The sequence below is a fragment of the Luteibacter sp. HAY1-4A genome, assembly GCF_056755355.1.
Map to the genome: position 1 here is coordinate 62,344 of NZ_JBNDHZ010000020.1, position 12,049 is coordinate 74,392.

The following is a 12,049-nucleotide window of genomic DNA, read 5'->3' on the forward strand; positions in this document are numbered from 1 at the left end:
GGGCCGCAACGCTTGGGGCAAGGTGCACGCGTTCAGCCAGTGGTGCGGCCAGACTTCCGGATCAGCTCGCGCACCGCGCTTGCCGACTCGAGGTGCTGGCGCGACCACGGGCGCGAGCGCCCACGCACCGTTTCCTGCCATGTCTCGAAACTTTGCCGCGGCGACAGCCGTGCCCCGGGAATGACCTCTAGTTTCGCGAGGGACGGATTGCCACCCCAGCGCACCTGGCGCACCTGTTCGGAACGGGTCCACAGCACGGCGTCGCCATGCGCGAAAGGAAGCGGCAAGTAGACGAACCCGGCGGCGAGTTGGGTGACGGCGGGGTCGGCCAGCGCCCCGGACCACGCGCCGATGTCATCCGTGTGCACGATATCGGCGGATGTTGCCTGCGTGGCTTCGGCCGTCTCAAGAATGCGGCGCAGCACCTGTTCCCCAGGCAGTTCGCCATGGCGCACGATGCGCCCGTCCGCAAAAATGGCAATGCCGTCGGCGTCGACCACGTCCAACAGTTCCGGAGCCACGCGCGCGAGCAGGTCGGGATCGATGTGGTGGCTCTCGTCGAACGCCGTGATCAGCTTCTCGCGCACGGTGAGCAAGGTGCTTTCCAGTTCGATTTCCGCCAGTTCCTCGATGGCGGCCACGCGCGCCGCGAACGTGCCCGCGATGGCGACGGCAACCTCGCGCATCCGATGGTCGGCGAAGAACGGGCTGTAGTGATGGCAGGAGATCAGGCCCCACAGCTTGCCGCCGACGATGATGGAAGCCACCAGCGTGCCCGTGACGCCCATGTTGCCCAGGTACTCCAGGTGCACGGGCGACACGCTGCGCAGCGAAACGTCACTGAGGTCGGTGGCCGTGGCGGTCTCCGGATCGTAGGCGGGCAGGATGCGGGCCGGCACGTACTTGCAGTCGCTGATCTGCCGCACGCGGTTGCGCAGGTACAGGGCCCGGGCCTGGGCGGGAATATCGGTGGAGGGATAGTGCAGGCCGAGATACGCCTCCAGATCGCCACGGCGCGCCTCGCCGAGGATCTCGCCATGCCAGTCGCGGTCGAAGCGATAGACCATGACGCGGTCGTAACCCAGCAGGTTGCGGATGGTGTGTGCGGTGCGGGCGCTGGCCCGTTCCGCACTGGCATCGCTTTCCATGAGCCGCGCTAGTTCGCGCGCCACCTTCGCCGGATCTTCGTCGAAATGAAGGTCGCGCCGTTCGATCTCGATCATCCAGCGCGTGTCGTACGCGTGTACCGCTGCGTACCAGGTGCCGGCATGGCGCGCTTGCGGAAGGACGACGGGTACCCATGCGCTATGGGCCGGCCGCTCGTCGCCGAGGAGACCGGTCGGAAGTTCCACCACTTCGTGCAGGGGCGCGTCGAGCGCCGCTTCCACATCGACGCCGGTGACCTCGCCGATGTTTTCACTGGCCTGGAGGATCGTCTTCGTGGCGGCATCGACCACGAGCAGCACGCCGTGCGGCTGGACGGAACCTGGAATGTGGATCGGCTCGCGATCGCAGAGCGTGAGGTCGGGAAGCTCAGACATGCGCGGCATCGTCCTGTAGCGTCTGTTGGTAACGTGCGAACATGCGCCGCGCGCCCTCGATGGCTGCCTGGATCGCGGACGGTTCGGCCAGTGCGCGGTCAAGCAACGACTGGAAGCGTCGCCAGGGCCCGGTGGCTTGCTCTCCCACACCGTAGAACCGGTGGGGCAGGGCGGGAAACTTACGGCGAAGCAGCTTTACGATGAAGCGCCCGCCCAGCGCGGAACCCTCGATCACGTACAACTGCCCCCAGGCCTCGGGTGCCAGCACGTCGCCGCTATCCAGCCCGCGCTCGCGAGCCATGGACGCGTCGGGGTGTGGTTTCGTCGCGGGTGAGACTCCCATCGCCGCGAGGTCGCATGCCAGTGCTTCCGCGCGGGAGGCGTATGGCCATCCGTGCCGGACGCGAAGTGCTTCGATGTCGCCGGTGCGCTCGGCTTCCCACGCGCTCAGCAGACGCCACTGCGCCGCCAGAAGCCCGCGGTATCCGTTTTCGTCCAACTCTCCGGCCAGCAACCGCGCCATGAGCGGCGAGGCCTCGGCCGCATCGTGCGCGGCACGCGTGGATTCGCGGAGGGCGACATGGGCGATCGGGCCGAACGCGCAGGCGCCCTCCACTCAGAGCACCTGGGTGGCCTTGAGCACGACCACCAGCATGACGCCGGCGACGATGGCGAGCGCCATCAGGCGCACGCGGGAGGCGGTGCGCTGTGCCGGGGGCCGGTAGTCCGGCTGCCGATGCAGGCGCAGTTCTTCCTGGAAGCGCACGGCCGGCTCGATGCCGATGTCTTTCAACAGCCCTCGCGCCCTCGGGAAATCGTCGGCGCTCTTCACCCATACCTGCGGCCACGAATCGCGGTCGTTGCTGCGCTCCGAATAGCTGAAGCGCTGGTACGTGGGCCGATTCCAGCTCGAGCGGTTGGTGACCGTCGTCTCGATGCCGTGCTCGGTGAGCAAGGCGACGATCCGGTCGATGTTGTCCTGGCGGGGCGAGGTATAGATCTGGCGCATGCCGCCGATTCTACGGGAATCGGCCCGTCCCGGTGGCCGGCACGCGCAACGCACCCTTCACGTCGTCCAGATGGCCGTCGTTCGGCAATGGCTGCAGGCCCAGCAGGTGGGCAAGGAGCGGATAGATGTCCACGTTCGGGAACGGTGCGATGCGGACCCCGCTCGCGATGTCCGGACCGTGCGCGACGAACAGGGCGCGCATGCTGGGATCGAGGTTGTCGTAGCCGTGCTCGCCGCGAGACATGGGGTCCTTCCGTTTTGCCAGCACCTCGTGGCTGGTGATGGCCCACCCCGTCTCGGCAAGGCAGAGATAAGCGGGTACGCGCGGGTTCGTGCCGTAATCCAGGCGGGCCGGAAGGTCTTCCTTGCGATAGCACCGCATGTGCGCATGCGGGCCGAGCAGGCGCGCCACCGCGTGCGACGCGTCCACGCCCTGCTTCGCATTGAACGTGGCCATGACGCCATAGGACACCGCGTCCAGCGACGCCAGATCGGTTTCCTCGTCGGCGAACACGATGTTGCCGCGGGGCACGTCGGCCATGCCGTGGTCGGACACGACGACCAGGTTAGTGGTGTCGTACAACCCCCGGCGGCGCAGTTCCGCAACGAGGTAGCCCAGTGCGTCGTCGACCGTGCGCAGAGCGTCGTTCACCTGCGCCGAGTCGGGTCCGAACTCGTGACCTGCGTGGTCGACATCGTCGAAGTAGAGCGTGTCGAACGCGGGCTTCGTGCCCGGTTCGTCGATCCACGACATCAGCTTGTCGACGCGTTGCCGCGCCGTCAGCGAGTCGTCGAAGGGGATCCAGTGGTCCGGCCTCATTCCGTGAATTTCCGCTTCCGTGCCCGGCCAGAACATCGTGGCGGTGCGCAGGCCGTGCTTCTGGGCCGTGACCCAGATCGGTTCGGCTTCCGACCACCAGCGGCCGTCGCTCGTGGCGTCGCGGTTCGCGAGGCTGAAGGTGTCCAGCTTCCTGTCCCACATCGTGTTGTTGACGATGCCGTGGTGGTCGGGCACCAGGCCGGTCACCAGCGTGTAGTGGTTGGGGAAGGTCAATGACGGGAACGACGGCAGCATGTACGGCGCGCTGGCACCGTCGCGGACCAGGGCCACGAGATTCGGCGTGAGGCCGCGGTCGATGTAATCGGCCCGGAACGCGTCGATCGAGACGAGCAGCACGGCATGGCGAGCGGGCGAAGACGGCGGCTGCGCGGCGCAGCCGCACAGGAACAGCACGAGGAGCGTGAGTAGCGCGCTCCAGCGCGACAACATGGTGTTCATGGGAAAAGACGTAGGCTCTTGGGCAGACAACCCTTCCATGATGGACGAGTCCCATGACCAATTCATCACGTAAATTCCTGCTGGTCTTTCTGGCCGCTTCGCTGCCCGTCCTGGCCCTGGCCCAGAGCCAGCCCGCGAAGCCCGCGCCGCCGCCGCGCCCGAAGCCCATCGTCATCACCACGCCCAGCCCGAGCCAGCAGTGGCAGCGTCAGGTCGACCGGCAGCAATTGCAGGACCGGCAGAACCAGAACGCGTTGCGCGAGCAGCTGCGCCAGGGCAACCTCGACCGCCAGCGTACCAACGCCTCCGATCCCGCCCTGCGCGACCAGCTCGATGCGGCGGACCGCAGCCAGCAACAGCTGTACCGCGCCCGCCAGGACGCCGCGGCCCGGCGCTACCAGACCCTGCCGCAACCGGAAACGACGCGCAACGCGCCCGCCCGGTCCGGCACCGCTTCCCACTAGCCAAGGATCGGGGGTTACCTGTGGGAAGCGCGCTCGCGCGCGAACGAGTTTGCCGAAGCCTGCACCGATGCGCCCCACACTGGCGACGGGTCGCAGGCCGGGACCATAATCGGGGATTCCCTGGATCGACGGAGTTCCCCGATGACCGCTGTCACGCGCATCGACACCACCCGGACCGTTCGCGCACCGCGCGGCAGCGAACTTACGTGCCGTAGCTGGCTGACGGAAGCGCCGTTCCGCATGCTGCAGAACAACCTCGACCCCGAGGTGGCCGAGAACCCGGCGGAACTGGTGGTTTACGGTGGCATCGGCCGCGCGGCGCGCAATTGGGAATGCTTCGACGCCATTCTTCGCAGCCTGCGGGAACTGCGCGACGACCAGACGTTGCTCGTGCAATCGGGCAAGCCGGTGGGCGTTTTCCCGTCGCATCCCGACGCGCCGCGCGTGCTCATCGCCAATTCGAACCTCGTGCCGGCGTGGGCGAACTGGGAGCACTTCAACGAACTCGATCGCAAGGGCCTGATGATGTACGGCCAGATGACGGCGGGTTCGTGGATCTACATCGGTTCGCAGGGCATCGTGCAGGGCACGTACGAAACCTTCGTGGAAATGGGGCGGCAGCACTACGGCGGCAGCCTTGCCGGGCGCTGGATCCTCACGGCCGGACTCGGCGGCATGGGCGGCGCACAACCCCTGGCGGCCAGCCTGGCCGGCGCATCGTCGCTGACGATCGAATGCCAGCAGAGCCGCATCGATTTCCGTCTGAAGACGCGCTACGTGGACGAGCAGGCGGCCGACCTCGACGACGCCCTGGCGCGCCTCGAGAGATATGGTAAGGAAGGGCGCGCCGTGTCGGTGGCGCTGTTGGGCAATGCCGCGGACATCCTTCCGGAACTCGTGCGTCGCGGCGTCCGTCCCGACGCGGTGACGGACCAGACCAGCGCGCACGACCCCGTGAACGGTTATCTCCCGTCGGGTTGGACGGTGGAGGAATGGTTCGAGCGCCGTAAGTCCGACCCCGCGGGAACCGCCCGCGCGGCCAAGGCCTCCATGCGCCGGCATGTGGAAGCCATGCTCGCGTTCCACGCGATGGGCGTTCCCACCTTCGACTACGGCAACAACATCCGCCAGATGGCCAAGGACGAGGGGCTGGCCGAGGCGTTCGCCTTCCCTGGCTTCGTCCCCGCCTTCGTGCGGCCGCTCTTCTGCCGTGGTGTTGGCCCATTCCGCTGGGTGGCGCTGTCAGGCGACCCGGAAGACATCTACAAGACCGACGCCAAGGTGAAGGAGTTGATCCCCGACGATCCGCACCTGCACCGCTGGCTGGACATGGCCCGCGAGCGCATCAGTTTCCAGGGCCTGCCGGCCCGTATCTGCTGGGTCGGACTGGGACAGCGCCACCGCCTTGGCCTGGCGTTCAACGAGATGGTTCGCAACGGTGAACTGAAGGCGCCGGTGGTGATCGGCCGCGACCACCTCGATTCCGGCTCCGTGGCGAGCCCCAATCGCGAGACGGAGGCCATGCGCGACGGCAGCGACGCCGTGAGCGACTGGCCGCTGCTGAACGCCATGCTCAACGTGGCAGGTGGCGCCACCTGGGTCAGCCTGCACCATGGCGGCGGCGTCGGCATGGGCTACAGCCAACACAGCGGCGTGGTGATCGTGTGCGACGGTACCGAAGCTGCGGACAAGCGCATCGCACGGGTGTTGTGGAACGACCCCGGCACCGGCGTGATGCGTCACGCCGACGCGGGCTATCCGGAAGCCATCGCCTGCGCGAAGGAGCAGGGCCTCGACCTGCCGATGCTCGGCTGAACATATTGTGGGAGCCGCTTCAGCGGCGATGGGGCTTGAGACATGCTTGCCGCTGCCGCGGGATCGCCGGCGAAGCCGGCTCCCACAGATTCAGTCTTTCACCGCCCGTTGGCCCATGAAGCCACGTAGCGCTCCGGATAAAGGCGCTGCAACGCCAGCACCTTCGGCCGGTCGTTGACGGCGATGTACATGGAGTCCGGGTTCAGGCGCATGTAGTCCTGGTGGTAGCCCTCGGCCGGATAGAACGCCTTCAGCGGCGTGACCTCGGTGACGATCGGCGCCGGGAAGGCGTGGGCGGCCTTGAGCTGGGCCACGTAGGCCTCGGCCACCTTCTTCTGCTCCGGGTCGGCGTAGAAGATCGCGGACCGGTATTGCGTGCCGACGTCCGGCCCCTGCCGGTTCAGCAGCGTGGGGTCCTGCGCTACCGAGAAGAACACCTGCAGAAGCTGGCCGTAGGTGACCTGGGCGGGGTCGTAGACCACCCGCACGGATTCCGCGTGGCCAGTGTCCCCGTCGCTCACGTCGTCGTAGTTCGCATGCGCGGCGTCGCCGCCCGAGTAGCCCGAGCGCACGCTCTTCACGCCCCGCACGTGCTGGAACACACCCTGGACGCCCCAGAAGCAGCCCCCGGCGAAGACGGCCGTCGCGTCGCCGGTGCTGGCCGGCCGGGCGTCGACGACCGGTACGGGCACCTTCACGCCCTCCTCGCCGGCGGAAGCGGCGGAGCAGGCGGTGAGAGCAAGGAACAGGGAGGGAAGCAGGCGAAGGCGCATGGGGAAGCTCCTGGGAGTGGGCCTGCCAGATCAGACCGGCCGTTCCGGATTTTCCTGACAGGCCAACGGGCCGGTAGGGGAGGCTGGCCTTCACGTTTGCGGCGCCCCACTGCTAAAGGTCCGGTTGGCGGCGCCGATATCCCATCGGATGGGCAGGTGCGGTGGAGAGGGGACTGTGGCTTACGACCTGGTAGAGAGACGCGTGTTCGTTGCCGACCTGGCGGTCGGCATGTACGTGAGTCGACTCGATTGCGAGTGGTCGGATACCACGTTCCCGCTGCAGGGCGTGGCGATCACGAGCCAGGACGACATCGACAGGCTCGCCAGGTTCTGCAAGTACGTGTTCGTGGACCTGCACCGCCAGGTGACCCCCGAGCGCCCGGCCCTACGCCCGGCGCACGTGGCGGCACCCGTGCGTCCGGCACCGGCCCGCCCGGCAACGAACCCGCGGCTCGCGTCCCGCCACGTCTACCGGGACACCGTCCGTTTCGAGGACGAGGTGCCCTTGGCCCAGGAAGCGTTCGACAGCGTGGCACGCTTTGCCGAGCGGCTCGTGGACGACGTCCAGCACGGCCGGAGCATCGAGCCGAGCGCGGTGGAAGAAGCGGTGCGTCCGCTCGTCGCGAGCGTGCTCCGCAGCAGCGACGCCTTCGTGTGGATCGAGAGCCTCCGCCGTCGCGACAGCTACACCTACCAGCACGCCGTGGGCTGCAGCACGCTGGCCGCCGCGTTCGGCCGGCACATGGGCTTCGCCAGCGACGCCATCGTCAGCCTTGCCGCGGGAGGGCTGTTGATGGACGTGGGCAAGGCGCGGATTCCCGAGGAACTGCTCTCCCGCGCGGGCCCCCTCAACGACGACGAGTGGACGCTGGCGCGCCAGCATGTGGACGAGGGTGTGGCCATCCTCGATCACTCCGGCGTGACCGACAACGAGGTGCGCGACATGGTCCTCACCCATCACGAGCGCTTCGATGGCAGTGGCTATCCCGCCGGCCTGTTGGGCACCGAGATTCCCCTGCCCGGGCGCATGGCGGCCATCATCGACACCTACCACGCCATGTCGTCGCCCCGGCCCTACCGGCCGGCGGTGTCGCAGCATGTGGCCCTGCGCCAGCTGTACGCCGGACGCGAAGGCGCCTTCCAGGGAGAACTGGTCGAACAGTTCCAGGCGTGCCTGGGTGTATACCCCACCGGATCGCTCGTCGAACTCAATACGGGTGAAGTCGCCGTCGTGATGGTGCAGAATCATGCCCGGCGCCTGCAGCCGCGGGTGGCCGTTCTGACGCGTGCGGATAAGGGGCCGCGCGAGGATTTCCTCATCGTTGACTTGATGAACCAGGCGGACCCCGTCCGCCGCGAAATCCTGCGCACCCTGCCGGCAGGCAGTCATGGCATCGATCCCAGGGAGTTTTTCATTCAGTGAGCGAACGTGCCGACATCCTGCCAGCGGTGCAGATCATCCTAGACCGGGTCGTCCCGGATTCCGGCTGGCGTGCCGTGCTGGTCGTGCGGTTGCAGGGCATGCGCGAGGCGCAGCTGCGCTTCGGATACGAGTTCGGCAACCGGATCATGCTCGCGGCGCGGGAGCGCCTGGTGGAAGCCGTGCGCCACTTCGATACCGTCTTCGTCGCCGGCGACGACACCTTCGTGGTCGTGCTGCCGTCGGTTCGCAACCGCACGCATGCGCTGCTGGCCGCCACTCGTATCGTCGGTGCCTTCGACGCGCCCCTGCTGCGGGGCGACCGGCCCTGGCACGGCCGTCCCATCGTGGGCGTGGCAGTGCATCCCGAGCACGGCACCTCGGCGGAGCTGCTCTATCGCCGCGCGGAACTCGCGCACGACGAAGCCTTGCGCGTGGGCGAGTCGTTCGCGCTTTACCAGCCCGACGCCACGCCGGTGGAAATCCTCTACGGGGAGTTGCGCGAAGACATCGAGGCGAACCGCCTGCATGTGGCTTTCCAGCCGCTGCGCGACCTGCGATCCGGCGAGGTGGTGCGCGTGGAATCGCTTTCGCGCTGGACCACCACCGCCCAGGTTCACGTGGCGCCCGCCGACTTCATCCAGTTCGCCGAACGCAGCGACCTCATCGTGCCGCTGACGCGCTGGAGCCTCAACGCGTCCCTGCGCCACGCGGCCGCGCTGCATCGCGGCGGATGCCCATTGGACGTCGCCATCAACCTGTCGCCGCGCGTTTTTGCCGAGTCGGGGTTCGCCGAGCAGATGCTGGGCGCCATGGAGATCTGGGGCGTGCCGCCCACGGCGGTGATCGTGGAGATCACCGAAACCGCGCTGCTGACCGACCTGGACATGAGCGTGCGTGTGCTGCGCCATCTGCGCGATCGCGGTGTGCGCGTAGCGATCGACGACTTCGGCACCGGCTATGCCTCGTTCGCGTACCTGCGCCATTTCCCCGCGACGGAATTGAAGATCGATCGCAGCTTTGTCGATGCCATGAACACCGACAGCCGCACGGAGCTGCTGGTGCAGGCGATGATCGACGTGGCCCATCGCCTCGGCATGGAGGCTGTCGCGGAAGGCGTGGAGAACGAGGCGACGCTCCTGCGCCTGGTGGAGATGGACTGCGACCTCGTCCAGGGCTACCACATCGCCGAGCCGATGAAAGCCGAGGACTTCGTGTCCGAACGCATTGCGGCGGCGGCGCTGATCTAACCGGCTGGGCCTGTCCCCCGTAGGAGCCGCCATGGCGGCGAGGGAACCTCGCGATATCTCGCAAGCGTGCCTCGTCGCCATGGCGGCTCCTACAGATCGAGCGGGCTACCTGCTGCCGGCCAGCCCCCGGTAGCGCTTGTCCAGGGCCCGCACCGCCTCGTCCAGGGCCGCCTCGTCGCCATCATTGACGATCACATCGTCGGCCATGGACAAGCGGTGTTCCCGCGAGGTCTGGGCTGCGATCATCTTTGCCGCCAGGGCCGTGTCGATGCCGTCGCGCCACGTCAGGCGTTCGATGCGCACGGCCTCCGGGGCATCCACCACCAGCACGCGGTCCACCCACGCGTAATGCGCGCGGTTCTCCGCCAGCAGGGGAATCGACAGGATGCAGTAGGGGCCAGCGTCGGCTTCGACGGCGTTGCGCAGCCAGGTGCGGATGCGCGGATGGAGGATGCCTTCGAGCGTGGCACGGGCTGACGGATCCTCGAACACGCGCTTGCGCATGGCCGCGCGATCCAGCCGGCCTTCGCCGTCCAGGGCATCGGGACCGAAAGTGCGGGCCACTTCCGCCAGCGCCTCCGAGCCGGGCTCGACGACGGCGCGGGCCGCTACGTCGGCATCGTAGGCATGGATGCCCAGGGCCTCGAAGCGCCGCTCCACGGCGCTCTTGCCCGACGCGATGCCACCCGTGAGCGCGACGACGAAGCTCATTGCAATCCGGTGAACCGCACGTAGGCCGCCAACAGCCGGTCGCCGGCCAGGAACCATACCCAACCGGCTGCGGCGATATATGGACCGAAAGGAATCGGCACATCACGCTGGTGGTTCCGGAAAAGCATGAGGCCGCCGCCCACCAATGCGCCGATGAGGGACGACAGCATGATGACCGGCAGGAGGGAAACAGGCCCCATCCAGGCGCCGAGGGCGGCCAGCAGCTTGAAATCACCGTAGCCCATGCCTTCCTTGCCGGTAAGCAGCTTGAACAGCCAGTAGACGCTCCACAGGCTGAGGTAACCGATGAGCGCCGCAAGGATGGCCGACGAGGGCGCCACGGGCAGCGGCTGCCACGCCGGGATCAGCGACAGGCCCAGGCCGATCCAGAGGAGGGGGTAGTTGAGCTCGTCCGGCAGCAGCTGCGTGCGCGTGTCGATGCCGGAAAGGGCGATGAGGAAGAACGTGAAGACCAGCCCTGCGAGCGCAGCCGGCGTGGGTCCGAAGTGCCAGACGACCAGGGCGCTCGCCACGCCCGTGAACAGTTCCACCAGCGGATACTGGGCCGAGATCTTCGTGCCGCAGTACCGGCACCGTCCGCGCAGGAACAGCCAGCCGAGGACAGGGATATTGTCGTGGGCGGCCAGGCGATGCTTGCACTGCGGACAGTGCGACGCTTCCAGCGCTACGCCAGGCGGCTTCGGTTCATCCACCGGCTCCAGTTCCAGTACCTCGCGTGCCTGCCGGCGCCACTCCCACTGCATGCGCGGGGGCGTGCGCAGGATGACTACGTTGAGGAAACTGCCCACGAGCATGCCGAAGACGGCGGCGAAGGCGATCCAGAGGGCGAGCGGCAGTTCGGGCATGGACGGTCCGTGGTCAAGAAAAACCCTTCGCCCGCGAAGGCGAAGGGTTCTTATTGTGCCTTGCTTGCGGCGGCGTGGATCAGACCGTGCCGGCCAGCTTGAAGATGGGCAGGTAGAGGGAGATGACCATGCCGCCGACGAGGACGCCGAGGATGACCATGATGAAGGGTTCGAGCAGGCTGCTGAGCGTGTCCACCGCCGTGTTCACCTCTTCCTCGTAGAACTCCGCCACCTTGAACAGCATGTGGTCGAGGGAGCCCGACTCTTCGCCGATGGCGGTCATCTGCACCACCATGTTCGGGAAGAGGTTGGTCTGGCGCATGGACAGCTGCAACTGGTGGCCGACTGCGATGTCGTCGCGCATCTGCTTCACGGCGTCGCCGTAGACCACGCTTCCCGTGGCACCGGATACCGCGTCGAGCGCCTCCACGAGCGGCACGCCGGCGTGGAAGGTGACGCCGAGGGTACGGGCGAAGCGGGCGATGGCCGACTTGTGCAGCAAGTCGCCGATGACCGGGATGCGTAGGGAGAAGCGGTCGAGGAAATGGGCGAACTTCGTGGAGCGCTTCTTGAAGAAGATGAGCAGGAACACCGAGCCGACGATGCTGCCGATCACGGCCCACCAGTACGACTGCATGAACTTCGACGCGGCCACGACGAACTGTGTGGGCGCGGGCAGCTCCGCCTTCGCCTCGGCGAAGGTCTGCTGGAACACCGGCACGACGAACAGCAGCAGGATCATCGAGACCAGGAGCGCCACCACCAGCACCATGATGGGATAGAAGAGCGCCTTCTTGATCTTCGATTTGATGCTCTCCATGCGCTCCTTGTAGGTCGCGACGGTATCGAGGACCGTGTCGAGCACACCCGCCGACTCGCCCGCGTGCACGAGGTTGCGATAGAGCTCGTCGAACTGCACCG

At 67.3% G+C, this 12,049-nt stretch carries 12 protein-coding genes; 4 read left to right on the top strand and 8 right to left on the bottom strand.

The features are described 5' to 3' along the window. Positions 1–32 precede the first annotated feature (32 nt). Genes ACPYOD_RS08900 through ACPYOD_RS08915 form a run of 4 tightly spaced genes read right to left on the bottom strand, consistent with a single transcriptional unit; the run spans position 33 to position 3,829 of the window. Positions 33–1,541, bottom strand: coding sequence for a GAF domain-containing protein (locus tag ACPYOD_RS08900; RefSeq protein WP_481301379.1), 1,509 nt, complete (start codon positions 1,539–1,541; stop codon positions 33–35). Continuing rightward, positions 1,534–2,157, bottom strand: coding sequence for a biliverdin-producing heme oxygenase (locus ACPYOD_RS08905; RefSeq protein ID WP_481301380.1), 624 nt, complete (start codon positions 2,155–2,157; stop codon positions 1,534–1,536). Before ACPYOD_RS08905 ends, ACPYOD_RS08900 begins: the two co-directional genes overlap by 8 nt. After that, entirely contained in the window at positions 2,158–2,550 is a 393-nt protein-coding gene (locus ACPYOD_RS08910) for a putative signal transducing protein (RefSeq protein ID WP_481301381.1), read from the bottom strand. Positions 2,551–2,560: 10 nt separating this feature from the next. Then, positions 2,561–3,829, bottom strand: a complete 1,269-nt coding sequence (locus ACPYOD_RS08915) for an alkaline phosphatase family protein (protein WP_481301382.1) — start codon at positions 3,827–3,829, stop codon at positions 2,561–2,563. A gap of 53 nt (positions 3,830–3,882) precedes the next feature. Here ACPYOD_RS08915 and ACPYOD_RS08920 point away from each other — a divergent pair, with 53 nt between their 5' ends. Together ACPYOD_RS08920 and hutU are read left to right on the top strand one after the other, a co-directional pair. Beyond that, positions 3,883–4,293, top strand: coding sequence for a hypothetical protein (locus ACPYOD_RS08920; protein WP_481301383.1), 411 nt, complete (start codon positions 3,883–3,885; stop codon positions 4,291–4,293). A 141-nt stretch (positions 4,294–4,434) separates the two neighbouring features. Further along, positions 4,435–6,108, top strand: a complete 1,674-nt coding sequence (hutU, locus tag ACPYOD_RS08925; RefSeq protein ID WP_481301384.1) for a urocanate hydratase — start codon at positions 4,435–4,437, stop codon at positions 6,106–6,108. A 98-nt stretch (positions 6,109–6,206) separates the two neighbouring features. Here the strand turns inward: hutU and msrA are convergent, their stop codons facing one another. Then, a complete protein-coding gene (gene msrA, locus ACPYOD_RS08930; protein ID WP_481301385.1) occupies positions 6,207–6,881 on the bottom strand; it encodes a peptide-methionine (S)-S-oxide reductase MsrA in 675 nt (224 codons plus the stop codon). A gap of 175 nt (positions 6,882–7,056) precedes the next feature. Here msrA and ACPYOD_RS08935 point away from each other — a divergent pair, with 175 nt between their 5' ends. Both ACPYOD_RS08935 and ACPYOD_RS08940 read left to right on the top strand, forming a co-directional pair. After that, a complete protein-coding gene (locus tag ACPYOD_RS08935; protein WP_481301386.1) occupies positions 7,057–8,304 on the top strand; it encodes an HD-GYP domain-containing protein in 1,248 nt (415 codons plus the stop codon). Beyond that, a complete protein-coding gene (locus ACPYOD_RS08940) occupies positions 8,301–9,551 on the top strand; it encodes a putative bifunctional diguanylate cyclase/phosphodiesterase (RefSeq protein ID WP_481301387.1) in 1,251 nt (416 codons plus the stop codon). Before ACPYOD_RS08935 ends, ACPYOD_RS08940 begins: the two co-directional genes overlap by 4 nt. A 105-nt stretch (positions 9,552–9,656) precedes the next feature. On the opposite strand, the gene coaE is transcribed toward ACPYOD_RS08940, so the two are convergent. From coaE to ACPYOD_RS08955, 3 genes are all read right to left on the bottom strand, one after another. Next, entirely contained in the window at positions 9,657–10,262 is a 606-nt protein-coding gene (gene coaE / locus ACPYOD_RS08945; protein ID WP_481301388.1) for a dephospho-CoA kinase, read from the bottom strand. Then, positions 10,259–11,128: a prepilin peptidase gene (locus tag ACPYOD_RS08950; RefSeq protein WP_481301389.1), complete on the bottom strand. Its 870-nt coding sequence runs from the start codon at positions 11,126–11,128 to the stop codon at positions 10,259–10,261. Before ACPYOD_RS08950 ends, coaE begins: the two co-directional genes overlap by 4 nt. 79 nt (positions 11,129–11,207) lie before the next feature. Continuing rightward, on the bottom strand, positions 11,208–12,049 hold an 842-nt coding region (locus tag ACPYOD_RS08955), incomplete at its 5' end, for a type II secretion system F family protein (protein ID WP_481301390.1).

Coding starts and splice junctions, on each gene's coding strand:
- ACPYOD_RS08900 (WP_481301379.1), bottom strand. CDS start 1,541: ATGTCTGAGCTTCCCGACCTCACGCTCTGCGATCGCGAGCCGATCCAC.
- ACPYOD_RS08910 (WP_481301381.1), bottom strand. CDS start 2,550: ATGCGCCAGATCTATACCTCGCCCCGCCAGGACAACATCGACCGGATC.
- ACPYOD_RS08915 (WP_481301382.1), bottom strand. CDS start 3,829: ATGAACACCATGTTGTCGCGCTGGAGCGCGCTACTCACGCTCCTCGTG.
- ACPYOD_RS08920 (WP_481301383.1), top strand. CDS start 3,883: ATGACCAATTCATCACGTAAATTCCTGCTGGTCTTTCTGGCCGCTTCG.
- hutU (WP_481301384.1), top strand. CDS start 4,435: ATGACCGCTGTCACGCGCATCGACACCACCCGGACCGTTCGCGCACCG.
- msrA (WP_481301385.1), bottom strand. CDS start 6,881: ATGCGCCTTCGCCTGCTTCCCTCCCTGTTCCTTGCTCTCACCGCCTGC.
- coaE (WP_481301388.1), bottom strand. CDS start 10,262: ATGAGCTTCGTCGTCGCGCTCACGGGTGGCATCGCGTCGGGCAAGAGC.
- ACPYOD_RS08950 (WP_481301389.1), bottom strand. CDS start 11,128: ATGCCCGAACTGCCGCTCGCCCTCTGGATCGCCTTCGCCGCCGTCTTC.